Annotated in this window: 24 protein-coding genes, 7 tRNA genes, 1 rRNA gene and 1 riboswitch; of the genes, 5 read left to right on the top strand and 27 right to left on the bottom strand. The window is 46.1% G+C overall.

The features are described 5' to 3' along the window. Positions 1–82: 82 nt before the first annotated feature. From glmM to sigW, 5 genes are all read right to left on the bottom strand, one after another. Complete coding sequence (gene glmM, locus FLK61_RS02010; RefSeq protein ID WP_176007873.1) at positions 83–1438, bottom strand: phosphoglucosamine mutase; 1356 nt, start codon at positions 1436–1438, stop codon at positions 83–85. Between the two features lie 50 nt (positions 1439–1488). Continuing rightward, positions 1489–2889, bottom strand: coding sequence for a CdaR family protein (locus tag FLK61_RS02005; RefSeq protein WP_176007872.1), 1401 nt, complete (start codon positions 2887–2889; stop codon positions 1489–1491). After that, positions 2882–3700 carry a diadenylate cyclase CdaA gene (gene cdaA, locus FLK61_RS02000; protein WP_176007871.1) on the bottom strand — a complete coding sequence of 273 codons (819 nt, stop codon included), beginning with the start codon at positions 3698–3700 and terminating at the stop codon, positions 2882–2884. Before cdaA ends, FLK61_RS02005 begins: the two co-directional genes overlap by 8 nt. 167 nt (positions 3701–3867) lie before the next feature. Beyond that, entirely contained in the window at positions 3868–4509 is a 642-nt protein-coding gene (locus tag FLK61_RS01995) for a zf-HC2 domain-containing protein (protein WP_176007870.1), read from the bottom strand. A 27-nt stretch (positions 4510–4536) separates the two neighbouring features. Continuing rightward, entirely contained in the window at positions 4537–5094 is a 558-nt protein-coding gene (sigW, locus tag FLK61_RS01990) for an RNA polymerase sigma factor SigW (RefSeq protein WP_176007869.1), read from the bottom strand. 282 nt (positions 5095–5376) lie between these two features. Between sigW and FLK61_RS01985 the strand changes: the two genes are divergently transcribed. Then, positions 5377–5553, top strand: a complete 177-nt coding sequence (locus FLK61_RS01985; protein WP_176007868.1) for an aspartyl-phosphate phosphatase Spo0E family protein — start codon at positions 5377–5379, stop codon at positions 5551–5553. Positions 5554–6640: 1087 nt separating this feature from the next. On the opposite strand, the gene FLK61_RS01980 is transcribed toward FLK61_RS01985, so the two are convergent. From FLK61_RS01980 to rrf, 8 genes are all read right to left on the bottom strand, one after another. Next, positions 6641–6716: transfer RNA gene (locus tag FLK61_RS01980), tRNA-Ala, on the bottom strand. 51 nt (positions 6717–6767) lie between these two features. Further along, a tRNA-Lys gene (locus tag FLK61_RS01975) sits at positions 6768–6843 on the bottom strand. A 43-nt stretch (positions 6844–6886) separates the two neighbouring features. Further along, positions 6887–6961: transfer RNA gene (locus FLK61_RS01970), tRNA-Gln, on the bottom strand. A gap of 10 nt (positions 6962–6971) precedes the next feature. Continuing rightward, positions 6972–7047, bottom strand: a tRNA-Thr gene (locus tag FLK61_RS01965). Between the two features lie 42 nt (positions 7048–7089). Further along, positions 7090–7164, bottom strand: a tRNA-Glu gene (locus FLK61_RS01960). Positions 7165–7193: 29 nt separating this feature from the next. Beyond that, positions 7194–7269, bottom strand: a tRNA-Thr gene (locus FLK61_RS01955). Positions 7270–7272: 3 nt separating this feature from the next. Then, positions 7273–7347: transfer RNA gene (locus FLK61_RS01950), tRNA-Asn, on the bottom strand. A 64-nt stretch (positions 7348–7411) separates the two neighbouring features. Further along, a 5S ribosomal RNA gene (gene rrf, locus FLK61_RS01945) occupies positions 7412–7528 on the bottom strand. A gap of 176 nt (positions 7529–7704) precedes the next feature. On the opposite strand from rrf, the gene pdaB reads away from it, so the two are divergent. Then, a complete protein-coding gene (gene pdaB, locus FLK61_RS01940; RefSeq protein ID WP_176007867.1) occupies positions 7705–8466 on the top strand; it encodes a polysaccharide deacetylase family sporulation protein PdaB in 762 nt (253 codons plus the stop codon). A gap of 49 nt (positions 8467–8515) precedes the next feature. On the opposite strand, the gene FLK61_RS01935 is transcribed toward pdaB, so the two are convergent. Beyond that, a complete protein-coding gene (locus FLK61_RS01935) occupies positions 8516–9211 on the bottom strand; it encodes a KinB-signaling pathway activation protein (protein WP_176007866.1) in 696 nt (231 codons plus the stop codon). 163 nt (positions 9212–9374) lie between these two features. On the opposite strand from FLK61_RS01935, the gene gerD reads away from it, so the two are divergent. Then, positions 9375–10088: a spore germination lipoprotein GerD gene (gerD, locus tag FLK61_RS01930; protein WP_176007865.1), complete on the top strand. Its 714-nt coding sequence runs from the start codon at positions 9375–9377 to the stop codon at positions 10086–10088. A gap of 142 nt (positions 10089–10230) precedes the next feature. Here the strand turns inward: gerD and FLK61_RS01925 are convergent, their stop codons facing one another. The 7 genes from FLK61_RS01925 to FLK61_RS01895 form a co-directional block, all read right to left on the bottom strand. Beyond that, positions 10231–11280: a P-loop NTPase gene (locus FLK61_RS01925; RefSeq protein WP_176007864.1), complete on the bottom strand. Its 1050-nt coding sequence runs from the start codon at positions 11278–11280 to the stop codon at positions 10231–10233. Between the two features lie 102 nt (positions 11281–11382). Then, a complete protein-coding gene (cwlD, locus tag FLK61_RS01920; protein WP_176007863.1) occupies positions 11383–12102 on the bottom strand; it encodes an N-acetylmuramoyl-L-alanine amidase CwlD in 720 nt (239 codons plus the stop codon). A gap of 41 nt (positions 12103–12143) precedes the next feature. Next, positions 12144–12575: a DUF2521 family protein gene (locus FLK61_RS01915; RefSeq protein WP_176007862.1), complete on the bottom strand. Its 432-nt coding sequence runs from the start codon at positions 12573–12575 to the stop codon at positions 12144–12146. A 300-nt stretch (positions 12576–12875) separates the two neighbouring features. Next, positions 12876–13400 (bottom strand): signal peptidase I, encoded by a 525-nt coding sequence (gene lepB, locus FLK61_RS01910; protein ID WP_176007861.1) that lies wholly within the window; start codon positions 13398–13400, stop codon positions 12876–12878. Positions 13401–13579: 179 nt separating this feature from the next. Then, positions 13580–13906, bottom strand: coding sequence for a hypothetical protein (locus FLK61_RS01905; RefSeq protein ID WP_176007860.1), 327 nt, complete (start codon positions 13904–13906; stop codon positions 13580–13582). Positions 13907–14335: 429 nt separating this feature from the next. After that, complete coding sequence (locus FLK61_RS01900; protein WP_176007859.1) at positions 14336–15418, bottom strand: methyl-accepting chemotaxis protein; 1083 nt, start codon at positions 15416–15418, stop codon at positions 14336–14338. A 97-nt stretch (positions 15419–15515) separates the two neighbouring features. Beyond that, positions 15516–16511 carry a Gfo/Idh/MocA family protein gene (locus tag FLK61_RS01895; protein ID WP_176007858.1) on the bottom strand — a complete coding sequence of 332 codons (996 nt, stop codon included), beginning with the start codon at positions 16509–16511 and terminating at the stop codon, positions 15516–15518. A 155-nt stretch (positions 16512–16666) separates the two neighbouring features. On the opposite strand from FLK61_RS01895, the gene FLK61_RS01885 reads away from it, so the two are divergent. Next, the gene (locus FLK61_RS01885) at positions 16667–17404 is read left to right on the top strand and encodes a C40 family peptidase (protein WP_249777658.1); all 738 of its coding nucleotides are present in this window, start codon (positions 16667–16669) and stop codon (positions 17402–17404) included. Position 17405: 1 nt separating this feature from the next. Then, the gene (locus FLK61_RS01880) at positions 17406–17882 is read left to right on the top strand and encodes a GNAT family N-acetyltransferase (protein ID WP_176007857.1); all 477 of its coding nucleotides are present in this window, start codon (positions 17406–17408) and stop codon (positions 17880–17882) included. Positions 17883–17944: 62 nt separating this feature from the next. Here FLK61_RS01880 and FLK61_RS01875 read toward each other — a convergent pair whose 3' ends face one another. The 6 genes from FLK61_RS01875 to FLK61_RS01850 form a co-directional block, all read right to left on the bottom strand. Continuing rightward, positions 17945–18373: a DUF1801 domain-containing protein gene (locus tag FLK61_RS01875; RefSeq protein ID WP_176007856.1), complete on the bottom strand. Its 429-nt coding sequence runs from the start codon at positions 18371–18373 to the stop codon at positions 17945–17947. 408 nt (positions 18374–18781) lie between these two features. Continuing rightward, positions 18782–19903: an NADH-dependent flavin oxidoreductase gene (locus FLK61_RS01870; RefSeq protein ID WP_176007855.1), complete on the bottom strand. Its 1122-nt coding sequence runs from the start codon at positions 19901–19903 to the stop codon at positions 18782–18784. Between the two features lie 345 nt (positions 19904–20248). Then, positions 20249–21118: an amidase gene (locus FLK61_RS01865; RefSeq protein WP_176007854.1), complete on the bottom strand. Its 870-nt coding sequence runs from the start codon at positions 21116–21118 to the stop codon at positions 20249–20251. 51 nt (positions 21119–21169) lie between these two features. Beyond that, positions 21170–21256: riboswitch (cyclic di-GMP riboswitch) on the bottom strand. Between the two features lie 74 nt (positions 21257–21330). After that, positions 21331–22293, bottom strand: a complete 963-nt coding sequence (locus tag FLK61_RS01860; RefSeq protein WP_176007853.1) for a hypothetical protein — start codon at positions 22291–22293, stop codon at positions 21331–21333. Then, a complete protein-coding gene (locus tag FLK61_RS01855; protein WP_176007852.1) occupies positions 22290–23525 on the bottom strand; it encodes a glycosyltransferase family 2 protein in 1236 nt (411 codons plus the stop codon). The genes FLK61_RS01860 and FLK61_RS01855 overlap by 4 nt, the downstream gene beginning before the upstream one ends. 2 nt (positions 23526–23527) lie before the next feature. Then, positions 23528–24310, bottom strand: a complete 783-nt coding sequence (locus tag FLK61_RS01850; RefSeq protein WP_176007851.1) for a hypothetical protein — start codon at positions 24308–24310, stop codon at positions 23528–23530. Between the last annotated feature and the right edge of the window lie 63 nt (positions 24311–24373).

Raw genomic sequence — 24373 nt, 5'->3', positions numbered from 1 at the left:
TTTGCACTTCATCAATCTGCACACAAAAAACAGCAACCCCCAAAGAGAGTTGCTGCATTTTCTGTCCATAATCAATCGTACGTTATACTTCCACCGAACCTAGCTCACGCTTTACTACATCCACGATGTGACCAACATACTTGTCACACACCTCAATGCTCGGCGCTTCCACCATAACGCGTACGAGAGGCTCTGTGCCGGATGGGCGCACAAGAATGCGACCCTCGCCCTGCATTTCCTGCTCAACTGCGCGGATCTCATCAGCGATGACGCTACTGTTAAAGAGCGCATTCTTATCCGTAACACGCACGTTAACAAGCTTTTGCGGATACGTTGGCATTTCGCCAGCAAGCTCTGACAGCTTCTTGCCGCTTGCCTTTAAAATTTGCACAAGCTGAAGCGCAGATAAAAGACCGTCACCAGTTGTTGTGTGATCGAGGAAAATAATATGGCCGGACTGCTCGCCACCGATATTATAACCGCCGTTACGCATCTCTTCCATCACGTAACGATCTCCGACTGCTGTTTTCTTCGTCTCAATGCCTTCTCGCTCAAGCGCTTTATAAAGTCCAAGGTTACTCATAACCGTTGTAACGAGTGTCTTGTAGTTTAAGTCACCTTTATCTTTCAGGTACTTCGCACAAATGTACATAATTTGGTCGCCGTCTACGATCTCACCTTTTTCGTCCACCGCAATCAGGCGATCAGCATCTCCATCAAATGCTAAACCAATGTCTGCACCCTTCTCTTTTACAAGGTCTACAAGCGCCTGTGGGTGAGTAGAGCCCACGCCGTCATTGATGTTTAAGCCGTTTGGTGAAGAACCAATGCATGAAATCTCGTCCGCTTCTAAATCCGCAAATAAGTGATTAGCAAGCGGTGACGCAGATCCGTGTGCACAGTCTAAAGCAATGTGAAGTCCCGAGAAATCGTGCTCAACAGTTTGCTTGAGATAATGTAGATACTTTTGACCACCTTCGAAGTAGTCACTCACAGAGCCGATGCCGCCAGCCGTAGGGCGTGGCAGTGTATCTTCGTCCTGCTCTAATAGTTCCTCAATCTCCGCTTCCTGTGCGTCTAATAGCTTAAAGCCATCTGAGCCAAAAAACTTGATGCCGTTGTCTTCAACCGGGTTGTGAGAGGCTGAGATCATGACACCAGCGTTGGCGCTAAGTGCTTTCGTTAAATACGCAACTCCAGGCGTTGAGATAACACCTAAACGCATAACCTCTGCGCCGATTGAGAGTAGTCCCGCGATCAGTGCGCTCTCAAGCATATGACCGGAGATGCGCGTGTCGCGCCCGATTAACACTTTCGGTTTCTCGGTTTCCTTCGTTAACACGTAGCCTCCGAGGCGGCCTAGCTTAAATGCAAGCTCTGGTGTGAGCTCTTTATTAGCAAGTCCTCGCACGCCATCGGTTCCAAAAAATTTCCCCATCCTTATCGCTCCTTCAGTATGATAGAAAATTGAATCTGTCGTTCCTACTATTATGAATCGTTCGTTACGGTATTATTTGCAGACGTTTGGTCCTCATTTCCTTCCTCAGAAGGCGCTTCGTCCTCTTCACCTGCATCGGTCTCTTCCTCATCCTCTAGTTCATCCTCAGGATTCGTTGCATCATTTGTTTCGACTGATGGTGCTAAAGCTTGCTCATTCTCTTCGTCAGAAACAATGATTTCGACCGTTTGACCCATTTGGGCGAAGCGGATATTTTGAGGTCCGCTAAACTGTATTGGTAAATTATATTCGCCAGGTTCTAATCCTTCAACATTAATGTAAGCGCGTAAATTCGAGCGCTCCAACCGTTCTAGTATATCAGGACTGCCATTAATAACAAGGTCTAACTCTCCATTTAAAGGAGAATCGAAGAAGATTAGCTGATCTGGTGCTTGTCCCTCTAGCTCAATTTCAAAGTCAGAGAAGACGCGCTCTTCTTCGGTTGTTGTCTCAATGTCTACCGTAACTTGCTCCGGCTCTACGCGTTCGACACCCTCTGGGACGGGCACGTCTACCTCAATTTGCGTATCACCTTCGATATCATCTAAATCAATAGATGGGACATCGATAAACGTGATTCCATTAATAATATCAACAGGTCCAAAAATCGTTACCATCTCAGGGACGACCGTCAATGAATCAATAGCTAGGCCTTCAGGTAATGCGCCATTCCTACCTACGCGTACTGGCACTTCTTTATTTGGACTCGTTATCGGTACCGTCACTTCTACAGCTGGCGGACTCGCGTTTACCTCTAGCAATCTACCATTGCTATCATAAAGCTCGACTGCCACAGAATCGGTAAAGGCCTGACTACGCTCTGCTAAATCAACGGTTACGCGAGCCGATGCCACTTGCTCTAAGACACCGGACGCAGCCGTGACATCTACCGTGCTAGGCTCTACGGTAGGTGTTCCAACAACGTAGCCCTCTTCAATTTCCCCTTCATTGACGATTTCTACTTCCACTGGGAAAGAGGATGTCTGACGCTCTTGAATTTCAATTCGAACAGACATTGGCACAACTGACACTCGCACGTCATTTGGATAGCCCCTAAACTGAACACGCTCGTAATGTACGCCTGCTTCACGATCCTCAAGATCAATGTAAAGCTCCTGCTGCCCTTGTAAAATTTGCGATCTAGTTAAAGCTGTCTCAGGTCCTCGAAGCGTTACTTGCACCGTTTCAGGTGCATCGGTTAATACATACGCTTCTTCATCGTAATAAATGTTTAATGGCACGTCCTCCATTGTTCTGGAACCTTCTGTGATTCCTGGAATTCCGCCAGGTTGATTGTTCGCATTATCTAAGTTCACCATCAAGAACAGCATGACGGCGATAACAATAGAGCTTAGTTTAATAAACCATTTTTTTGCAAACAGTTTATCCATTTTTCTTCTTCCCTCCCCACTGCCAACGGGATGAGCCACCATTTTCTTGCTTAAAAAGCCCGTTTACTAAAAGCTTTCGGAGCGCTGCTTCGTCTACGTTGCGATGAAGGTCCCCTTCCATGGCAACCGAAATCGACCCCGTTTCTTCTGACACTGCGATCGTAATAGCGTCTGATACTTCGGAGACGCCAAGCGCCGCTCTATGGCGTGTACCTAATTCTTTCGAAATAAATGGATTTTCTGATAAAGGTAAATAGCATCCAGCAGCTAAGATCTCATCGTTTTTGATGATCACGGCGCCGTCGTGTAGCGGTGTATTAGGGATAAAGACGTTGATGAGCAGCTCAGAGGTGAGCTTGGCGTTCATCGCAATCCCTGTCTCCACGTAATCACTCATCCCCGTGTCGCGCTCAAGCGTGATAAGCGCACCAATGCGACGCTTACCCATGTACTTGGACGCGTTGATCAAGTGCTCAATATTCTCCTTGACCTCCTGCTCATTCTCCCCACCACTGCTAGAAAAGAATCGGCCTCGACCTAACTGCTCAAGCGCGCGTCTGAGCTCGGGCTGGAAGATAATGATAATGGCCAGGAGACCATATGTAACGGCCTGTTGCATGATAAATTGCAACGTGTTTAACCCTAAGAAGCCACTTAGAAACCAAACAGCTAAAATAACGGTAATACCTTTTACAAGCTGGACCGCTCTGGTCCCACGAATAATCATAATTAATTTATAAATCACGTATGCAACGAGGACAATGTCCACGATGATCGTGATAACGTCTAATATAGTAACTTCTTCAAGCATGGATCTTCCTCCATTACACGTTTTTGGTACGTGCACAATAATGTTTATAGTATACCACACGAGCTCCCAAATTAGAGGGACAAGCCCCCTTCAAAGAGAAGAAAATTTAGGGAGTCTAAGTGGTGAAAAAAAGGCACAAAAAAAAGCGCCTCTATATGAGACGCTCTTTACTCTTCTTCGTTACGCTCTCTATCACCAAAAGTTAAGACATCACGGAAGAACCCTTTTGTTTCAAACCAAATTCGTTCCATAATTTCGTTTATTTCTTCGATTTCACCCGTGATTTGTTGCGTCGAAGCCTGCATACTTCGTCCATTTATTACAGTAATATCTCCGACAACTTCACCGTGCACCTCTATATTACCGTTTCGAACGACTACATTCCCTTCGATTCGTTCTCCTTCAGGTACAATAACAGTGCCTTCCGCTTCGTTCACAATAAATTGTCCGTCCCCTTGTACAACGATATCTCGTGAGTCTCCTCCAATAGCAGAAGAAAGACTTAAGAGAAAGACAAGGAAAAACGTCGCTGCTGTCAGCGCAAACGGATGACGCTTTAAAAAGTGTTGCCACTTCTTTCGCTGTGCTTGCTTAGGAAGCTGCTTCATCACATTCGCCGTTAGATTCTCTGGCGCCTTAAAGTGAGATGAGCTTTGCACGATAGCAACTGTTCGCTGCAACTCTTTTAGATGCTCCGAACAGCTTGGGCACGATGCAACATGTGCCTCTAGCGCTTTTGCCTCGGTAGACGTCAATTCTTCGTCTAAATAACGATGAATGAGGGTGATTGTTTCTTTTGAACACGCCATATCGCAAAAACTCCTTTCTACAACTGCCTAACGCAGTCGCTTTCGCAACGCTTCTCGACCGCGATGAATTCGCGTCTTGACCGTTGCTACAGGGAGATTCAGAATTTCACTGATCTCCTTTAATGATAAATCCTCGATATATTTTAAAATAATCGCAGATCGATACTTCGGAGGGAGCTCCATAATTTCCTGTTGCACCCATTCCTGCATCTCAAGCTGCACCACCTGATCCTCAGGAAGATCTTCGTCTGCGGCAAACTGAGAGTGGTAATCCAAATCCTCCGTTCCCGCCACTTGATCCTCTAGATGAAAATCTGGCTTCTTCTTTCTTATACGATCGATCGAGAGATTGGTTGCAATTCGAAAGATCCATGTTGAAAATTTTCTATTCGTATCGTACGAATCTATGTTAGTGTAAGCACGCAGGAATGCCTCTTGCGCGACATCCTGAGCCTCATGAGAGTTACCAAGCATGCGATATGCAATATGATAAACCTTGTCTTTATACAGATCCATCAGCTCTGCAAAGGCATCTTGGTTACCCTTCTTCACTTCTGCTACTATTTTTTTTACGACGATGTCCATGCTGTACGACCTCCGCTTCATCGCGGTTACTACTACTTACGCCCGTAACCTATGAAGGTTTCATTTTTTTACCCATTTTATTTTACCATTTTAATTAGGGAAAAACATACAAACTCAGAAAAATCCAAGTTTACAATTAATTAGAATTGGGTAGAATTTGGATAAGGACTGTGTTAAGATTGACATATTAGAGAGAAAACTTCTAGATGTCAGCACTTTTACACGATAACGTGTTAAATGATTGTGCTACATGTGGAAAGATTAGAAGGGAGGTTCATTCTCATGATAAAATGTTCATTAAGTCAAGAAGAGCTTTTGTCTGAAATTGAAAAGGTTCGTAGCCAAATGAATCACCTCTCACGCGAGCTTCAGCGGACTTCCGCGGAAATGCTCGAGTTGAGCACAAAACTGGATAAATTATTGAACGCTTATCAATTTAATCACATGGTTCAAAAATAATCATGAGGACATTCATCCATAAATTATACATCTAATTCACTACAGTGAACCTATTCGAGCGAAGCCTTAAGCGGCTTCGCTTTTTTGTTTGGATCGAGCATCACCTCTCCGAGGTGAGTTGATTAAGTACCAACTAGTTTTAAGAGCAGCCCTTCGGGCTAGGATGATCAAGTGCTAACTCGTTTTAAATCTTCTCTCCGAGCTGTCAGCCCTCCAGACACTCTACGACATCCATAGGGCCGGTCTTTGAGCTTCCTCGTCGGCAGAGTTCGACTGCCGTCTCACTCTAGACGCCTCCTGTGGGATCTCAAAGACCTCTTTCCCCTATGGATTGTCTCCGAATGTCCTCCGGGTCTGCCACCTCTCTGTTTGATTTAAAAGAGCATAAGAAAAGAGCCTTCCTCTTTGTGGGAAAGCTCTCATTTTGTTTGAAATAATGGTTTTGATAAGTGGCTCTTTGGCAATTAAGATTTTTATGTACCGTATTCGAAATGAATGTACCTTAAGGGCTACTTCCTCTACTAAATGTACGCTACGCGAGATTTATGTACCGTATAAAAAGTTTATGTACCATATACAAGATAAATGTACTGCGAACGAGATTCATTACTAAACTACAGAGTGCTCCAAAAGCTAGGCAACGACCTTTCGCCTGGTAATATCATTAAGAATAAAAGAGTTTTGTAATGAGAGAACTGTTCCCCTCTGGTCCTTCGGAGCGAAGGCTGGCGTCTCAACTTTCATATCTCTTCCTAAAAAAGAGGAGGCAGACTCGGAGAATGCCCGGAGACAATTAGCAGGAATAGGCAGGGCATGAGACCACGCAGAAGGGCGTTTAGGAGGAGACGACAGTCGACTCCTGTCCGACGAGTAGGCTCAGGCCCTGACCCTGCTAATGTCGAAGGGCGTTCGCAGAGCTGACTCCCCACCCTTATTAAAACTAGTCCGATCTTAAGCAGTTAAATATTAAAGCGCCAGCCGAGAGCGTAGGAGGATCGGAGGTCCTGCACTTGACCTCCAACATGTCACTCTAAAAACATAAAAAAAACACTCCAGACGACTTCGTCTAAAGTGCTTATTATGTATTTGGTGGAGCCTAGCGGGATCGAACCGCTGACCTCCTGCGTGCAAAGCAGGCGCTCTCCCAGCTGAGCTAAGGCCCCGCAAGCTGTTGCTGCTTGTCGTACAAAGTATGTATGTTGCAAGATAAAAAATGGTGAGCCATGAAGGACTCGAACCTTCGACCCTCTGATTAAAAGTCAGATGCTCTACCAACTGAGCTAATGGCTCCTGCAATCAATGTGTAGCACCATTTCTCTTAAAAAAAGAAAAATGGCAGGGCTAGCAGGATTCGAACCTGCGAGTCACGGAATCAAAATCCGATGCCTTACCGCTTGGCTATAGCCCTACACATAAAATGGTGCTGGCCAGAGGACTTGAACCCCCAACCTACTGATTACAAGTCAGTTGCTCTACCAATTGAGCTAGGCCAGCATAGTATGTGATGCTAATGAAGTTTTATACATAAAAATATGTTGGTGACCCGTACGGGATTCGAACCCGTGTTACCGCCGTGAAAGGGCGGTGTCTTAACCACTTGACCAACGGGCCAGGATAAAAGTAATTGGCGAAGCTATTTGTGGAGCTTCCTAGCGGGCTTGAACCGCTGACCTCATCCTTACCATGGATGCGCTCTACCAGCTGAGCTAAGGAAGCAGATGGCTCCACAGGTAGGATTCGAACCTACGACCGATCGGTTAACAGCCGATAGCTCTACCACTGAGCTACTGTGGAATAATAAGACCTTCATGACTTACTTATTGGGTAGAAAAAATATAGATGCGTTCCACTCAAGAGTGCCCAGCAACGTCCTACTCTCACAGGGGGACAGCCCCCAACTACCATCGGCGCTAGAGAGCTTAACTTCCGTGTTCGGCATGGGAACGGGTGTGACCTCTCTGCTATCGTCACTAGATCTCTCTCAAATGGAACATTTGTTATATTACTATCTTTCAAACCAAATTTCAAGCGTTTCTCGCAACTTTTTTGATAAAATTCTACATTATTTTTTTTCGCCGAAAAAATACTGGTATACAAGCCCTCTAAGGCGCATAGAAATCGACTATATGTCTCGTTGAGAGGGGTCAAAACATGAATCTATTTTGGGTGATAAATGCAAGCAACTGGAAGCGCCTTGGCTTTTTTGTGTTAGCAGCGTTTTTTACCGCCGGGATCGTCTACATGGAGGCGCCGAGTCTCCCCGTTTTTTCTGACCAGGACAAGCCAGCCGCATTACATCGGGTTGAAGCCGAAAAGCCCGAGCTCGCCCTCACGTTTGATATTAGCTGGGGCGATCAAGAGCTCGAGCCAATCCTCGCAGCACTTGAGGCCGAAAAGATTGATATGGCGACATTCTTTCTCTCGGCTGCGTGGGCCGAGCGCCATCCTGAGCTCGTGCAAAAAATCGTCGACGCCGGTTACGAAATCGGTAGCCACGGGTACAAACACGAGCATTATACAACCTGGGAGCTTGAGGATATTAAAAAAGACATGCTCACTGCCCACCGCGTGCTAACGGAGCTCACCGAAGAGGAGCCTACTCTGATCCGACCGCCTAACGGGAGCTTCGACGACCGTGTGCTAGGCGTCGCTCAGGATTTGGGCTATCAGGTTATCCACTGGAGCGTCCAGACAAACGACTGGCAGCAACCAGGCGTGGAGGCGATCGTTGAAACAGCCACAACCAACATTCAAAACGGCGATATTTTACACTTTCATGCCTCCGATTCTGCGACAGAAACCGCAGAAGCCATGCCAATCGTGTTACAACGTCTTCGCGAGCAGGGCTATCATTTCGTTTCTATTTCTCGACTCGTGTCAGGCGCCGACGTGGATTTAGACGAAGCAATGTAAAGAGAAGAAGCCTCTGATCGTTGTATCGGAGGCTTCTTTTGGTTGCGACCTATTTTTTACGGCGCTTCTTCTTCTTTTTAGCAGATGCTTCTTGCTTTCTTTCCTGAAGTTCTTTCTCTTCTCTCTGTTGCACAGCTGCCACGTTTGGCTGTTTGCCATTAGGCTGTCTGTGTAATCGATGTAGGACGAGAATCTGCCACGTGTTGGCTACAAGTAACGCAACAATTGCGTTAAGCAGGAATGTCATATCATTTTCGCGGAGAGCAGGAATCCATTCGATCGAAGTCACGACGACCATGAAAAAGATCGTTGGAATAAACGCTGATCGATCTGTCTCTCTTACCTTAATGTACGCGACGATAAGCGCGTAACCGAGTAGTAAAAGTGGCATAATCGCATAGCCATAGACGAGCTCGCCCTCTTCTGCGAAGAAGTAATGGCGGAAAAACATTAAATCGAAAAGCGCAAACGCGATGATGACGAGTTGCACCTTGTTCCACAGGCTTGTGGATTTAAAAATACCGAGGCCGAAGCGGTGGATCGTTAAATACGCAAAGAATCCCATCTGTGCGATAACGGTCCAAATAGCCGCTGTGATGGCAATCGTAAATAGGCCACCAAAGCTAAAGTTCGCTATATCATTAATATGTGTCTGGAAATCCAGAACAAATCCCATTAAAAACCCGAAGCCAGTCCCAATTAACAGCGTCGAGTTGAATAAAAACACTACTTTACGTGAATTCACAGGCTTTCCCCCTATTGCATATGTGTCCACCGTACATTGTACCAAACGTCCTTTCAACGAGCTAGACCTTTCAACCGTTTTCACGCATTGTTCACCTTTTCGCATATAATGGTGGCCCTTTAAGCAAACTATAACTAAAAGAAAGAATCGGAGGGCCAGTTTGATGCGAAAAGTATGGATTGCCTGTTGTATCGTTGTCCTGTTAACTGGTTGTGCTGCTATGGAGGAAAAATCTTCTTCTCCTGACTACGAAGAAACAAAAAAAATGATGGTCGATATGCTTCACACCGAAGATGGTAAAAAAGCGCTTCAGGAAGTCCTTTCTGAAGATAGTATGAGAGAAACACTTGTCATGGACGATGCTTTTGTTGCGCAGACCGTTCAAAAAACCCTCGCCTCGGAGGAGGGCAAAGAGTATTGGTCCGAGGTAATGAAGGATCCGGAGTTTGCCAAAACGTTTGCAACTCAGATTAAAGATGAGAATGAGCAATTATTAAAAGGTCTTATGAAAGATCCTGAATACCAGCAAATGATGGAAAACATCCTTATGGATCCCCAAATGGAGCAAAATTATATGTCCCTCTTAGCTACTCCCCCTTACAGACAGCAAATTCAAGTGATCGTAGGAGAGGCGATGGAAAGCCCTCTATTTATGGCTCGCGTATCGTCTATCTTAGAGGAAATCGCTAAAAAGCAGCTTGTACCAGAGCAGTCTGGTCAGGGTAATGATGGTGGAGGCAGTGGAGGCGGTGGAGACAGTGGAGGCAGTAGCGGCGATAACGGTCTAAGCGATGAAAGTAGTCAAGGCGGTGGCACCGGGGAAAGTGGTACTTCTCCTGAAGAAGATAGCGGAATGGGCATGGATATTGGTGGATAAATTTAGGGAGTTCCAAGAGCTTGCGAATGCGTGATTGCGCGTCACCTTTCGTCGATTGTCCCAAATTGTTTAACTTCTCCATTAAAGCCCTTAGACAAAGTAAACAAACCCCTCTCGCCAGCGGCGAGAGGGGTTAAGGTGCTTATTCTGTTGTGCGCTTAATAACTTCCTGCGCCATCTCTGTGTAGATTTTACCGATTTGGTGGTCCTCTGCATAGATAGATGGAGCGAAATCGTCTTCGTCAATGACTGGCTGACCTAGTGGTACTTGAGCAAGGACTTCCGACTTTAGTTCTTCGGCAAGCTTTTGGCCGCCACCTTTACCAAAGACATATTCCTTTTCGCCTGTCGTCTTGCTTTCGAAGTACGCCATATTTTCGACCACACCTAAGATCTCGTGCTGTGTTTTAATTGCCATAGCACCGGCACGTGCTGCGACGAACGCGGCTGTCGCGTGTGGTGTTGTGACGATGATCTCCTTCGACTGAGGGAGCATGGAGTGAATGTCTAACGCAACATCGCCCGTTCCCGGTGGTAAATCAAGAATGAGATAGTCGAGGTCATCCCACTCTACTTCGTTAAAGAAATTTGTCAGCATCTTACCGAGCATCGGACCACGCCAAATAATCGGCGAGTTATCCTCGACAAAGAAGCCCATCGAAATAACCTGAACGCCAAAACGCTCTACAGGGAAGATTCGCTCGCCTTCCACACGTGGACGCGTATCGATTCCCATCATATCTGGCACACTAAACCCGTAGATATCTGCGTCGATGATCCCGACCTTCTTGCCCTGACGCGCGAGGGAGACAGCGAGGTTTACCGACACCGTCGATTTCCCTACGCCACCCTTACCACTTGTGACAGAAATAAAGGTTGTTTTATCGCCACGATCTAATAGAGAACGACTCTCTTCCTCTTCTTCGCCGCCAAACTTCGCAACAACGTCGTCAGGTAGCTGTTCAAAACGAAGTCCTACAGAGTCCGCTCCTGCCGTTTTTAATACGGATACGATCTCCTGCTGAAGTTGCATTTGCTCGGCCGTTCCTGGCTGTGCAATCGCAAGCTTTAGGCTTACGAGACCATTCTTAATTTTTACTTCCTTTACTGATCCAAGCTCGATCAGTGATGTATGCAAATGAGGATCTTGTACATCCTCTAACGCTTTTAGTACCTGCTCTTCCGTAATCACACAAACACCATCCTTTGCAACTGAATACGATTCTTTTACGCTGTCCATTATAGCATAGATGTAAGCGTTCTTCGAACCGTATTGCCTTAATTAGGATGATGGCTAACCGTCTGTTTTTCGTGCTTCTATCATTCGATATGTCATGATGCCCTCATAGATCGACGCGGCAACTTTCTGCTGGTAGTCGGCGGTGCCAAGCTCCGCCGCCTCCTCTGGATTCGATAAGAATCCCACTTCGACGAGCGCGGACGGTATGGCCGAGTGCTTGAGCACGTAGACATGATGAATTGGCTTTGCTTCTCTAGCCGTGTTTTCCAACTGATAAACAAGAGATGCTTGAATGGACTTAGCAAGCACCTCCGACTCCTCTACCTGCAAATGATAAAACGTTTGTGCACCGCGCCACTGTGCCTCGGCAATGGCGTTTGCATGGACGCTAACTAATAAATCCGCGTCTGCCGCTTTAATAAATGCCGCTCGCTTCGTCAGATCCTCTGTTTTACGCCCACGTATAGAGCCTGCGTCTGTTGCTAAGTCATTATTTGCTTCTCTAGTCATCAGTACAACTGCTCCAGCTTCTTGGAGGAAATCGCGTAGAAGAAGACTTATATTTAGTGTAACCTCACTTTCCACTAAACCGGATTTGGAGACGGCGCCTCCATCGACGCCACCGTGTCCAGGATCCAACACAATCACCATTCCAGAAAGAGGTAAGGTAAAACCTACAGATTCGTTGTCGTTGCTTATTTCTTCTCGCATAAAAAGCATGTAAAGCACGATGAGTACAATTAGCGCGAGGCTTGCGTATATGATGCGTTTCATCGGCGTCCCCCCTGTCCTTCTATATATAGGGGGGCTTGGCACTATTTATTCCGATGGAGGGTGAAGCATTTTTTGCCTTCAGTGAAACCTTGACGCCACCAGTCATAAATGAACGCGGTGGCGAGGTCTTTTGTCGCAATGTCTTCGGCATAGCATAGCTCGCACTGGTTGACGACGTCGTCGATGAACAGCTGGACGTCTGAGGCACAGCGCTGTAAGACGAAAAATTCTTTCTCGCCGTAATAACCAAACCGTGCGTATTCGGCGCCTAACAGGTATGCGTCTACGCCTATGTCCATGCAGGCGTCGAGCAGTCGCCATTCTTTGCGGTCCTCGAGCATGTCAACGTGTGCAAAAAATCGGGTTACGACGTCACGCCTGAGTTGCTCTAAAGATACCGCTCGGAGCACGCGTCGTTGATATGTCCATCGTTTTTCCTTTCTACGCTTCGTTAAATCCGTCACCACCAACATCCTCTCACCTACCTTCCCTCTTAGTGTGAGGAAAACCGGTCCGATTCATGTTTAGGAAAACAAGGGAATGTGGGGGAAGGGAGTTGGTTAGGGTTATGTTCCGCATGTCAAAGTTATGTTCCTCTACGTCATTAAGACCTTCGTCTGCTACGAGCCATTAACGTTACACAAAAGAAGAAATTCATTTAAATTAATCACATGCAAGCCTTCTAAAATCTCCACATGTAGACTTTCGTCACCGTGGTTTCTAAAAAACAAAAAAGCCACCGAATACATCTCGGTAGCTTGTGTTGAAAATCATTAATTTGTTAATTGAACATTTGAAAAGGGGAAGAATACAAAGACGGATTTGCCGACGATGTCGTCCTCATCGATTGTACCTAATTGATTACGGCTGTCTAGGCTATTGCCACGATTGTCTCCCATGACATAAAACTCGCCGTCTGGTACAACTGTCTCTTCTATAGTCTCAGAGTATTGAAGCATCTCATCAAGGTAAGGCTCTGTGTAGCTTTGCCCGTCAATCATGAGCGTGCCATTCTGCATTTCAAGTGTTTCACCAGGCATCGCAATGACACGCTTTACGTAATGGCGATTCGATTCGTCTTGAATAATGACTATGTCTCCTCGCTCGAATTCACCGAGCCAAGTCGTTGTTTTATTTACTAAGATGCGGTCGCGGTCAAATAACGATGGCTGCATGGATGCTCCTTCGACGACATATGGTGCAAAGAAAAATGTCCGAACGAGTAAGGCCACCCCTACTGCCAAAATGATTGGCATGAGCCACGAGCCTTTTTTCTGTTGTTCTTCTGCCAACGTCATATCCCCCTTAAACTTTCACGTATGCAAATCATAGCATATTTCGGGTGAAAAGTGTGGCAGGAAACTGTCAAATTGTGTGGGACCAATAGTGGGTCTTAACGCTTTTAAACGGTTGATCCATTGCACAGAAAAGCAGCCTGTTCGCTTGAACAAGCTGCTGCGATAGATTTATTTATTCTTTAAAGAACGTCCACTGGTCCGTGATCATCTACGTGATCACCGTGTACGTGATGCAGGCGACCATTTACGAGGTAATCGTAGTGATCTCCGTGTGGTACGAGCTCGTGACCGCAGTCTTCATGGTGGTCACAGTTTGCCTCAATAGGCGCGCAATTATCTGGATTTTTGTCAGAAACGTCAATTTTACACTCATCCCAGTGATTTTCATGCTTGTGATGAAGATGACCATTATGAATGTAGTCGATGTGATCATCGTGACGAATCTTTGTGTGTCCGCAGGAAAGAGAGTGCTCGTGCTTATGGTTGTCATGAGTATGATGTGCCATGTAAAACTCCTCCTTGATAGTTGATATATCAAGTGTATCACGGCTTGAAAATTCGTGCTTATTTCCGTAAGGGTTTCGCTTTGGTTAGGTTTGTTCGATCGTTTCTCGAATGTTAGTAGTTCCCTCTGATTCCAATTTATTTATTAAAGTGAGAGTTCGTATGCGTCACTTGGTCTGTGTTTTGCATCGAATGAAATGGCGTTTGCGCCACACCGCTCCATAAACAAAAAGGCCCGTCGGCTCCAACTGCCAACGGGGGATAATTGCTATTTCTTTAACCTAAGTAGATATTATAAAAGGCTGATAAGTAAGCTGATGACAACTAGCGCACCAATAACCATTAAGATTGTTCTTAACATGAATGAGGCCCTCCTTCTGCATTGTCATACAGATTAGTTTTCCTAATTCCCTCATTCATAAACATCTAAATTAAGACATCTCCTGTACTTTCTCTAAAAAGTGGTGCGTTTCATTTGCTTTTTCGGACACGGAGTGCCCTTTTTCCCACATGTACGTAAGCTCTGTCATGAACCCACTGATGTCCTCTTGAAGCATGTTAAAGGAACGATGCAACTCCTCTATCATTTCCTTCGACGAAGCCATTTGTGTCTGCGTCTGATTTTGCTTAGTAGACGTGTCTTGAATAGAGGCAATAATGTCCGCGATCACCCCTTCAATCGAGGAGGCAGACTGCTTAGATGCCTCCGCAAGCTTGCGAACCTCGGCTGCTACAACAGAAAAGCTACGTCCTGCTTCACCAGCACGCGCCGCTTCAACGGCAGCGTTCAATGAGAGGATGTTCACTTTATCCGCAATTTCCTCAATCGTATCTACAACGCCTCGGATCACTTCAATTTTCTCACCTAAATTTGTTACATTTGCCTGCTGCTCATTCACGTGTTGCCACTGACGCTTAACGTGACGCAAAACCCGCTCCACCTGATCAGAGCCAGCATCCGCGCGATCGCTCATCTTCTCCGCTAGCTCCTTACCACGATGATTGACCTCACGAAGCTCGTGCGCATCCCCTTGAATATGTAGCGTTCGGCTCTCCATTTTACGGAATAAAGCCACCTGCTCCTGCTGCATCTCCTTTTGCGTTTGCGCCGAGAGCTCCAGTAAATCGGCGATCGTGACATATCCAATACTCGACCCATTTCGGATGAAAATAACGTCGTATCGATCACCCACAGGACGAGCAAGGGCTTCATCAATCATGTCCGCGCAGCTAGTTTCTGCAGAAAGCATTAACACTTGTTTCATTCCAAGAGAAGAGATTTTTTTGTTGGCGTAAAGGCTATAACCAAACCGCGAGCCCATCATTTGATAAAAGCCTGAGATCATCATGTAGCCCACGATTTTTGACCCGTCCGTCAAAAGAAAACAATCCGCGTCCTGCTGTTTTAATACGTCCATTGCATCTGAGCATATACTATCCATATGAATCCGAGGAACAGAACGAACCTTTGCGACAGTCCGCGAAAGTTCTTTCTCCACCATTACTAAAGACATGATTCTAACCTCCCTATTATGCTGTATTTATTATGCCATAGGGAGGTCTTTTATCTATTAAGAAATTGTAAAGTGTTTTTTAATTTTTATACATTCGTTAACGTAGCTCCACCACATTCACACGCCGTCCTTCTTTATGAGAGAGCTTTGCCGCTTCATTAATTTCTGTTAAAGCAAGCATATCTCGTTCTGTGATAGTAGGCGCAACACCGGACTCGACTAAAGCAACCCACTGCTCAAATGGCATTGGATCTGCTTGCACCTGATCCGTTACGTCCTGCCACTCTCCACGACCTTCTCGAAGTCTAACTGTTGTGCCTTCAATCATGACTGTTCCTTTTGTACCATAAAGCTCTAATTGAAAGGGGCTACCACCTGACAAAAAGCTTGTTTCTAAAATCCCTAATGCGCCAGATTCATAAGCAACAATCGCTGCTGCTACATCATCCGCGCCTCTTTGCTCAAACTCCTGAAAGTGAGCTTGAACGGAGACAGCTGGTCCAGCTAATCGATTCGTCAAGTAAATTGGGTGCGCACCAAGATCAATAAACGCCCCGCCACCTGTATCAGGCAAATGATAAAAGCTATCTGGAAGCCAGCCGTTTGCATGTGTCTCAGAAGGAACAGATCCGTCGTGTGCCATCCGGCATCTTACAGTTGTTAAGCTGCCAATGCGACCATCTCGCAGTATTTTTTGTGCTGAAAGGAAATAGCTCTCTGTTAATCGCGGCAGGGAAAGAACAAGCGAAACGTTGGCTTTTGTCACCTCAGCAACGATCTCCTCCGCCTCGCCGACTGTCTCCGCAAGCACCTTCTCCGTAAAGATATGTTTACCGGCCTGCGCAGCACGTTTAATGATGTCGGTGTGCGCCGTCGTTGGCGTAGCGACGATGACGCCATCTATCTCGTCTTGCGCGAGCACGTCGTCTAGTTGCTCATAAAACGCTACGTCAAGCTCCTGAGCCCACACGGCTCCGCGCGTCGTATCTTCGTCCCACACTGCTACGATCTCGACTTCCGGATGCTCCTCTGCCTGCTTTTGATAATCATCCGCGTGCACATGCCATCTACTTAGTAGCGCTACCTTCATCATTCGATCACAACCTTTGTATGTATTTGTCTAGATATGTCCATTTTAACCCAGTTAAGTACTTTCGTCTCTTGTAATGAGACGCCATTCGTCATAGTCTATAAGAAACAACTCGTCGTGCTTATGATCAATCTTTTGGAAGAAAGGTGAGAACGTTGATGCAGAATTCACCCATCACAGTAGCTTCATCTACGACTAATCAACTTAAAATGCCTTCGATGAAGCTTGGCGATCGCAATGATTTCGTTAAACAGCTTCAGACTGCTCTGGCAGAAAAAGGGTATAACAGCCGCTCGAATATCGACGGCATTTTTGGTAGCAAGACACTTCAGTCCGTCCGTGCCTATCAAGAATCACATGGTATTTCGCACGCGCGCGGTAACTTTTTTGGTGTGGCCGGTCCTAGGACGCTTGGGTCTTTAGGGTACGAGCACACTCGCACCTCCGTCGCTAATTTGCAAACTGCAACAGCGCCATACATACCAACGGCTAAGCTAACAGCGCCAGCGCCTTCGAGCGCTCCTGGCAATTTGGCGACATCCGTTATTAACGATGCGAAGCGATATATCGGCACACCATACAAGTGGGGTGGCACGTCTATCACAGGCTTCGACTGTAGTGGCTTGATTCAAAAAGTGTTTAAGGACAACGGTCTGTCCCTGCCTCGCACGACGGCACAAATGTGGGACGCAACAGATGCCGTCTCCTCCCCTATGCCTGGTGATTTAGTCTTTTTCGAAACGAGGCAAGGTCCTTCGCACGTCGGAATCTATATGGGGAACGACCAGTTTATTCACTCTGGGTCTTCGACTGGTGTTACCATCACGAGCATGGACAATTCTTACTGGAGCTCACGCTATCTAGGCGCCCGACGTCTAGGTGCGGATGCGTTATAGCATGAGCCTTTCATTAGAACGTTTAACAGAAGCAGATGCAAAGAATTTACTCGCGTTCGAACGAGATAACCGAGCCTTTTTCGAAGCATACGTCCCATCTCGCGGAGAGAGTTACTTTGTGTGGGACGAGTTTTTAAAGCGACACGATGCGCTACTTGCCGAACAAGCTGACGGAACGTCTTCCTTCTTTCTTCTTAAAGAAAATGGTCAGATCGTTGGGCGAGTGAATGTGACGGATATCGTTGATGGCGTTGGTGATCTCGGCTACCGTGTCGGCGCTGATTCTGGCGGAAAAGGCTACGCTACAGAGGGCGTTCGGCTCGCACTGGCTCGCGTCGATGCCACAGTTGTGCGTGCGAAAACGTTGCCGGACAACGTGGGTTCACAGCGTGTTTTAGAGAAGGCTGGATTTAAACAAACGTTTGATCAAGAGGATGGGTTTGTTTATTTCGAGTTTAGGCGTGACAGTAATAGTTAATTTTAGGAAGAGGTCTGGCGAAGTAATTCGTTGTCGGACCTCTTTTTTTGTTTATCCATAGATTAAGGCTTTGGAGGATAGGTGTTGGTTAAAAAAGCGACGGATTGGCGAATCAAACTTCGTAAAATGTCCTCGTTTACATCAGCTAATTTATTGATGTAGACACATGACTTCCCTGATGTATGCTTACCAAAATGTTGAAGGAGTTCGTCGCGCTCTGGATCTCCCGTTGCAAAATAGAGACTAATCTTCGCCTTTCGTGGGCTAAACCCTACTTGGAAGGCCTTGCCTTCATGTCCACTATCGTATTTATAGTGGTACTCACCAAATCCAATCATAGATGGTCCCCACATGACTGGTGGTTCCTTCGTCTCTTCTTGAAAAATGTCGAGTAAGCGGTAGGCATCCTGTTTTTTCGTTTTAGAATCGACGGATTCGATGAACGCATCGACATCGCCGTCGTGAGGTAGTGTTTTTTGCTTATATGACATAGTAAGCCCTCCTTTTTATATGCATGATTCGATTTTTAGATGAGGATTTCCTGCTTTTTTGAGAGGGGTGTGTGGGTTATGTTCTGTATGTCGGAGTTATGTTCCTTATTCAGAATTTATGTGCCTTATCCTGATGTTATGTTCCGCATTACAGAGATATGGACTTCGTGCCAGAACTGCAACTAGTTATGTGCCGGATTTGGAATTTATGTGCCTTATCCTGGATTTATGTTCCGCATTTCAATTTTATGGACTTCGTGCCAGAAATGTACCTAGTTATGTGCCTTATCCTCAGTTTATGTTTCCCATTTCAGTTTTATGGACTTTGACTCGCTATTCCGCTAACTCTGCTCTTTTACATACATAAAAAAACGCCCCGCTAAATAGCGGAGCGCCTATCAAAATTTCTTATTTGTTTGCATGCTCGCGGACTGGGAACCAGCCAGGTGTGTTGATAATTGCATCCCATAGTGGCTGAGGTACGACCAATGTTTCTCGATCATCGACAGAGAGGTCTACGCGAATCTCGCTCTCGCGATTTTGCTCCACCTTTTGGATCCACTCAGGCTCGACGATAAGCTCGCGTCCTAGAGCGATAAGTGGCGTGCCACCTTCCATCGCCTTCTCGACGTCATCTGGTGTGTGAAGTGAACCAACGCCGACAACTGGGATCTCGCTACCCACTTCGTCTTGGATAAGTTGCACGCGTGAACGAGTGTCGCTCTCATCGCGCATCGATCCAGCAAAGAAGTCCTGTACAGAGATATGCAGGTAATCTAGGTCCTGCTTTTTAAGCGTGTTAACAAACTGAAGCGTGTCTTCCATTGTGATACCAGGATTCTCACGCTCCTCTGGAGACAGACGGTATCCGACGATGAACTCCTCGTCTGCATGCTTCGCCGCTTCGTTAACAGAATCAATAACCGCGAGTGGGAAGCTCATGCGTTCGTTCACATCGCCACCCCATTTGTCCGTACGACGGTTAGAGTGTGGAGAGAAGAACTGCTGAATGAGGTACGTGTTCGCACCGTGAATTTCTACGCCGTCAAAGCCTGCTTCGATCGCGCGGCGAGTTGCGTCACCGAACGCTTGCACAATCTCATCTACCTCTTCGCCTGTTAGCTCGCGAGGGGTCACTGCACCTTCGCGCTCTGGTGCGACAGCACTTGCGCTAGTTGGCTGGTTATCCGGGAGTAGATTTGGAGGCGCCATACGTCCAGCGTGGAAAATCTGGATGATCGCTTTTGCGCCTTCGGCTTTAATTGTGTCAGCAAGCTTCTTTAAGCTTGGAATCTGTTCATCGTTAAAAATACCGATTTCGCCTGGGAAGCCTTTACCACCCTCAATTACGTTCGCTACTGCCGTGATAACAGTACCGACACCTTGTGAGCGTACGCGATAATACTCGATTTCCTCCGGTGTTGAGTTACCCTTTTCGTCAGACGAAAAGTTAGTCATTGGTGCTAGCATAATTCTATTTTTGAGTGTTGCGCCATTCTTTAATGTGAAAGGTTCTAGAAATTTTCTCATGTGTATCTCCTCCTTGATCGAACTATTTTTTAGTTTAGTACGATTAAATTTTTATTGCGAGTAATCTGCTCATGTGTATTTTTTCACGTGAAACATTGTACAAAGTTTTACAATTGTGGGGGATGTATGCTGTGAAAGAAGTAGGTCGCAAATTGCCAGAAGTAACGCGGAACGGGATAGTAACAGCACGGTAGTTAGTTCAAGTATGCCGCAAAAAAGTAGTCGGTAATCTGTGAGAAGCAAACCGCATCCAGCTAAAACCATCTCGCAACGCAAAAAGGAGCGAGTTTTTCCCTCGCTCCCCATCTTGAAATATGAACTATCTAACCGATACTAGCTCTACACTTACTGCTTCATGTTTCTCCAGCTATCAAAATGATGAATAGCAAACCCACCAAAGCCAGGAGAAGTTACTGCTTGCTCGCGCACTTTTTGTAGCTCACCGTGCATGTATGCTTCGCCTTCCTCCGAAAAGGACACTTGATTACCTTCTGCTGACCACATCGTCTCGACTCCTATGCTCAGCTTTTTGCCGTACTTAGTCGCGTAATCGAGCTCCTGCTTAGAGAATGCATAGATCAATGCTGCTGTGTCGCGGTAAGCCATGATCGTAGCGCCGTCCGTGTTAGCAATGACCCATTCCGCTAAGTTCCCTCTACCGTACGTAGTACGATAATTAATTTCGTCAAACCAAAACGGAATATCCGCTTCAAGTGGAAGATCTATTTGTTTTGCTAGCGCCTTTGCATCTAGCAATAATTTTTGATAATTTGTGATGATTTCTCGCTGCTTGCTGACCCAGTGTGGGTGAATATAAGGTTCTACATCTAAGTGAACCCCAGCAAACTTTTCGTCCGCTTTCGCACTAGCCTGATATTTTTTAACCCAATCAAGCATGGCTACCATCGGCGCGCGTCCACCTCTAGTCGCCCAGGCTGGAGCACCGTCTAGCGCATAGACTTGAATGCCCTTCGCTCCCGCTTTTGAAATAAAACTTCTATATACCTGCTGTCCAAAGCTTGCATCAATTTGCACGTATACTTTATTGATCCCCTTTTGCTCCATAAACGCTAGGACGTTTGCTTCCTCACGTACAAGTAGCGCTGGATCCCATAGCCACGTTGCTGTTGTTTCATTTGACGATGCTTGGACACTTCCTGCAAACATAGATACCATACATACCACCGCTAAAAAGGACATAACTAGCTTTCTCATGATGATCTCTCCCCTTATTCAGATAAGCCTTTGGCTCTCTAAATAAGAGGCCTAGGCAACCTGACGACCGTATGCGAATCGCACGTAGGCTCATGGCTTTGCGTCCCTCCCTTTCGGCGAGGTTTGCCTTTTTCTAGCATGATGCTATTGTCCTCATTATATTCTGCTATTTCTCATTCGTCCACACATTTTAACTATGACAAAAGACTCATTTATTCACTTTTCACAGAAAAAATCAAATCGAAGAAATGAACATCTTCAGGTGACGTTGCTTCTACTAGTTCAACTGCCCGAATGTGCATGTCGTGAGCAATCGTTGCTTCCCCAAGTTGACTCATATAGCGTGAGGCTAATCCATACACAGCCGCACTCTCATGATTGACGACCGGCTGCCTCGTTTCTCGGTCATATTGCCCATAAATCATTCCTTCACGCCATTCTTGTAAAAGCCACGTAGAGAACTCACTCGATACACCCAAGCGCTCTGCCTCCATCGCAATTAATAGCTGGTCCACGAGGTGTACGACGTCTCCTGCTGGATATACGCCGCGCTCCTCCTCATATACCTCATCAAAGAATGGTGTAGAAGTAGCCTCCTCGTAAATGGACGTCTGATCTGCAAGCCCCCAGCCCTCTGTGTAGCTCGATACGCCATACTTCAAATGAAAGGTTTGACTGCGAAGCCCAAGCTCCCAATCATAAAAGTCATATACCATTCCATCTTCAACCATCGTACCCTGAACCGACTGACGCAACTCGTCAGCAAGCTCTTGGAACCGCGGTTCTTCAAAAGCTATCGCACCCGCTTCAAGCGCCTCGACAATTCGGACATCATCAATCAACGCGTTTACCTGATTCGCAGCTCCAAGCTCCCACAGGATAAACGCCCCATCCGCCGTAGTTCGGATAAAGTCTCGCTCCAAGACCATTACTTGCTCCCTAAAGCGCTCCTCCTCCCCTTCCCTTGCCAAAAACTCTAAGTAGAGTCCCACCGTCTCTGATAAGTACGTCGTATCCGCATCGTCCCCGTATGCCCGGATCCGGCCGGCGTCATCCGTATATGCATCATCCACCATCGCAAGTACCTCATACGACTCCATATCCTCCTCCGATCTCGCAAAGATCAAAGCAACGACCACTACAGCTAGAAGAAAAATGAGTAGATATTTTCTCATGATGGTCGATTCCTAAAGCGAACGGTTTTGTCCCATCCGATAATCTCTCGCTTAATCACGCGCTTATACACGTAGATGAAAAAGCTTCTTGTGAGTAAAACAACAAATAATTGTGCGTACGTAAAATACATGATTAGCGCTACCCCTAGGTTAAGGGGAGTTATATTTTTATCAACGACGATCGCACCCATCAACTGAGACGTGTAAACAAAGTAGCTCATAAACCAAAACATGAGGATCGGTGCAGCATAAACTGGTGTCAGGAGTCCAAACACGCTGAGGACAAAGAAGATGTGGGAGACGAGTAGTAAAAAGGCAAACAATAAGTAAACCGTTACGTGCTGCAACGCATGATGGAAGGAACGGCTTTTCCAAAAGTTGCGGTCTGCCACCACTTTTTCTAACAAATAGATGTTGCCAATCAGCCAGCGCGTCCGTTGCTTGATAAGTGTTTTTAGATTCTCTGGCTCCTGCTCCCACGTGCGCGATTCGGGTACAACGGGAAGGAGGTAGCCCTTGGCTGTAAGGCGAATCGTGAGCTCTGCGTCCTCCGCTAATGCGTGAACGTCATAGCCACCAAGCTCCATGATGACACTCTTTTTTAGGAGCATATTCGTACCGGCTAATGAGCCGAGCTTCATCAGCTGCCAGCGACCACACTGCATAAGGAGCTGGAACACTTGGAACTCAAGTGCAATCATGCGAGTGAGTAAATTTTGATCGGCGTTGCGGGTCTTTACATAGCCAACTGCACCAACCGCGTGCTCCGTTGACTCCGAAGCTTCTACAAGTCTTCTGACTGCATCCGGCTCCGGCTGATTATCCGCGTCATAAATAAGAAAATACTCCGACTTAATAAAAGATAGGCCGAAGTTTAATACACGTGATTTCCCTTTTGGATTACCTGGAGGAACGGAAATACAGTGCATGTGCTGAAAGGTACTCGCAAATGCGCGTCCGATGTCCCCCGTTTCGTCCGTCGAATTATCGTTGAGTAAGTATATTTGCAGGTCCCCCGGATACTCTAAGCGACTCATGGCATGTAGCGTGTCGTTCATCACAACACCCTCATTGTGCGCTGGTATCATGATCGATACAGAAGGATAGTCCCCCTCATAGGGCTTCTCATTCTTACGCTTCACGCGAAAATAAATGCCAGCAATCGTTAGCACAGAATAGAAAAATAATAAAATCCAAAAGAACGACATGATAATAAGTAAGACGATATTCATCGTTATGACACCTCGTTTCGGCGTAAATGATGGATCGAATCCATCGCTTGCTCCAAATCACCCACTTCTCGCATCTCCACGCTGATTGGTGCGCCTCGGTAAGAAAAGGCCTCGGACATTTTTGATTCAATACGGTTTTTAACGACGGTTGCCCCTTCTTGCGTAGTGTGCTGAAGAAGGATAATAACCTCACGCGACGTTGGTGACATTAAAATATCGTAGTTCTCTCGAATGGCATTCAAGCAAATTGTAAGCAGATGATGGTGAAACGCAGATTCTACTTTACTATTTACCGTGTCATTAATTTGTACATACATGAGAATTCCTATTTCTCTCCTCCTTCTCATACTTACTTCAATTGACTTTCCAACATACATAAATTCGTCGTACGTTAACGAAAGATTCGAATCGTCCTGCTTTCTCAGACGGTTTACTTCTTTCGTAAGTTTGTCCCGATCCTGCTGAAGGACTTTCACCTCATTTAATAAAAGCCAAATCGAGAGTAGCGCGCCAACTAATAAAAGGTGCGCACCAATATATTGATACTGGACAGCATCAAATGCATTTTGAAAAAATGCGATGCCCGTTAAGTAAAATCCATATAAGAGCGAGGCGGACAGAACAACAACGAAATTCATTGCAGTCGATAAAAAGACCATTAGTAAGGATGCAAGAATGATAATAGCAATTTGCACATACAAGAATTCACTATTTAGAACGAGGTGCCCAACTAAAAATCCGACTAATAAAAAGATAAGCAACGTGGGTCTAAGCTTATTAACCATGCTTCTCAACCTCCTTTTTTCTTGTATAACGATAATATACAACGAAAAGAAAATAAAAGTGAT

The sequence above is a fragment of the Paenalkalicoccus suaedae genome (assembly GCF_006965545.2).
Taxonomy (GTDB): domain Bacteria; phylum Bacillota; class Bacilli; order Bacillales; family Salisediminibacteriaceae; genus Paenalkalicoccus; species Paenalkalicoccus suaedae.
Note: the sequence above shows the minus strand (reverse complement) of the source record. Positions and strands in the feature narration are given on the sequence as shown.

What these genes read in the sequence shown, in the direction of transcription:
- pdaB (WP_176007867.1), top strand. Translation starts at nt 7,705, where the DNA reads ATGAATCTATTTTGGGTGATAAATGCAAGCAACTGGAAGCGCCTTGGC.
- FLK61_RS01855 (WP_176007852.1), bottom strand. Translation starts at nt 23,525, where the DNA reads ATGAATATCGTCTTACTTATTATCATGTCGTTCTTTTGGATTTTATTA.
- FLK61_RS01895 (WP_176007858.1), bottom strand. Translation starts at nt 16,511, where the DNA reads ATGATGAAGGTAGCGCTACTAAGTAGATGGCATGTGCACGCGGATGAT.
- FLK61_RS01995 (WP_176007870.1), bottom strand. Translation starts at nt 4,509, where the DNA reads ATGGCGTGTTCAAAAGAAACAATCACCCTCATTCATCGTTATTTAGAC.
- FLK61_RS01880 (WP_176007857.1), top strand. Translation starts at nt 17,406, where the DNA reads ATGAGCCTTTCATTAGAACGTTTAACAGAAGCAGATGCAAAGAATTTA.
- FLK61_RS01905 (WP_176007860.1), bottom strand. Translation starts at nt 13,906, where the DNA reads ATGGCACATCATACTCATGACAACCATAAGCACGAGCACTCTCTTTCC.
- cdaA (WP_176007871.1), bottom strand. Translation starts at nt 3,700, where the DNA reads ATGCTTGAAGAAGTTACTATATTAGACGTTATCACGATCATCGTGGAC.
- cwlD (WP_176007863.1), bottom strand. Translation starts at nt 12,102, where the DNA reads ATGAAACGCATCATATACGCAAGCCTCGCGCTAATTGTACTCATCGTG.
- glmM (WP_176007873.1), bottom strand. Translation starts at nt 1,438, where the DNA reads ATGGGGAAATTTTTTGGAACCGATGGCGTGCGAGGACTTGCTAATAAA.
- FLK61_RS01865 (WP_176007854.1), bottom strand. Translation starts at nt 21,118, where the DNA reads ATGAGAAAGCTAGTTATGTCCTTTTTAGCGGTGGTATGTATGGTATCT.
- sigW (WP_176007869.1), bottom strand. Translation starts at nt 5,094, where the DNA reads ATGGACATCGTCGTAAAAAAAATAGTAGCAGAAGTGAAGAAGGGTAAC.
- FLK61_RS01870 (WP_176007855.1), bottom strand. Translation starts at nt 19,903, where the DNA reads ATGAGAAAATTTCTAGAACCTTTCACATTAAAGAATGGCGCAACACTC.
- FLK61_RS01985 (WP_176007868.1), top strand. Translation starts at nt 5,377, where the DNA reads ATGATAAAATGTTCATTAAGTCAAGAAGAGCTTTTGTCTGAAATTGAA.
- FLK61_RS01900 (WP_176007859.1), bottom strand. Translation starts at nt 15,418, where the DNA reads ATGTCTTTAGTAATGGTGGAGAAAGAACTTTCGCGGACTGTCGCAAAG.
- FLK61_RS01875 (WP_176007856.1), bottom strand. Translation starts at nt 18,373, where the DNA reads ATGTCATATAAGCAAAAAACACTACCTCACGACGGCGATGTCGATGCG.
- FLK61_RS02005 (WP_176007872.1), bottom strand. Translation starts at nt 2,889, where the DNA reads ATGGATAAACTGTTTGCAAAAAAATGGTTTATTAAACTAAGCTCTATT.
- FLK61_RS01915 (WP_176007862.1), bottom strand. Translation starts at nt 12,575, where the DNA reads ATGTTGGTGGTGACGGATTTAACGAAGCGTAGAAAGGAAAAACGATGG.
- gerD (WP_176007865.1), top strand. Translation starts at nt 9,375, where the DNA reads ATGCGAAAAGTATGGATTGCCTGTTGTATCGTTGTCCTGTTAACTGGT.
- FLK61_RS01885 (WP_249777658.1), top strand. Translation starts at nt 16,667, where the DNA reads ATGCAGAATTCACCCATCACAGTAGCTTCATCTACGACTAATCAACTT.
- FLK61_RS01850 (WP_176007851.1), bottom strand. Translation starts at nt 24,310, where the DNA reads ATGGTTAATAAGCTTAGACCCACGTTGCTTATCTTTTTATTAGTCGGA.
- lepB (WP_176007861.1), bottom strand. Translation starts at nt 13,400, where the DNA reads ATGACGTTGGCAGAAGAACAACAGAAAAAAGGCTCGTGGCTCATGCCA.
- FLK61_RS01860 (WP_176007853.1), bottom strand. Translation starts at nt 22,293, where the DNA reads ATGAGAAAATATCTACTCATTTTTCTTCTAGCTGTAGTGGTCGTTGCT.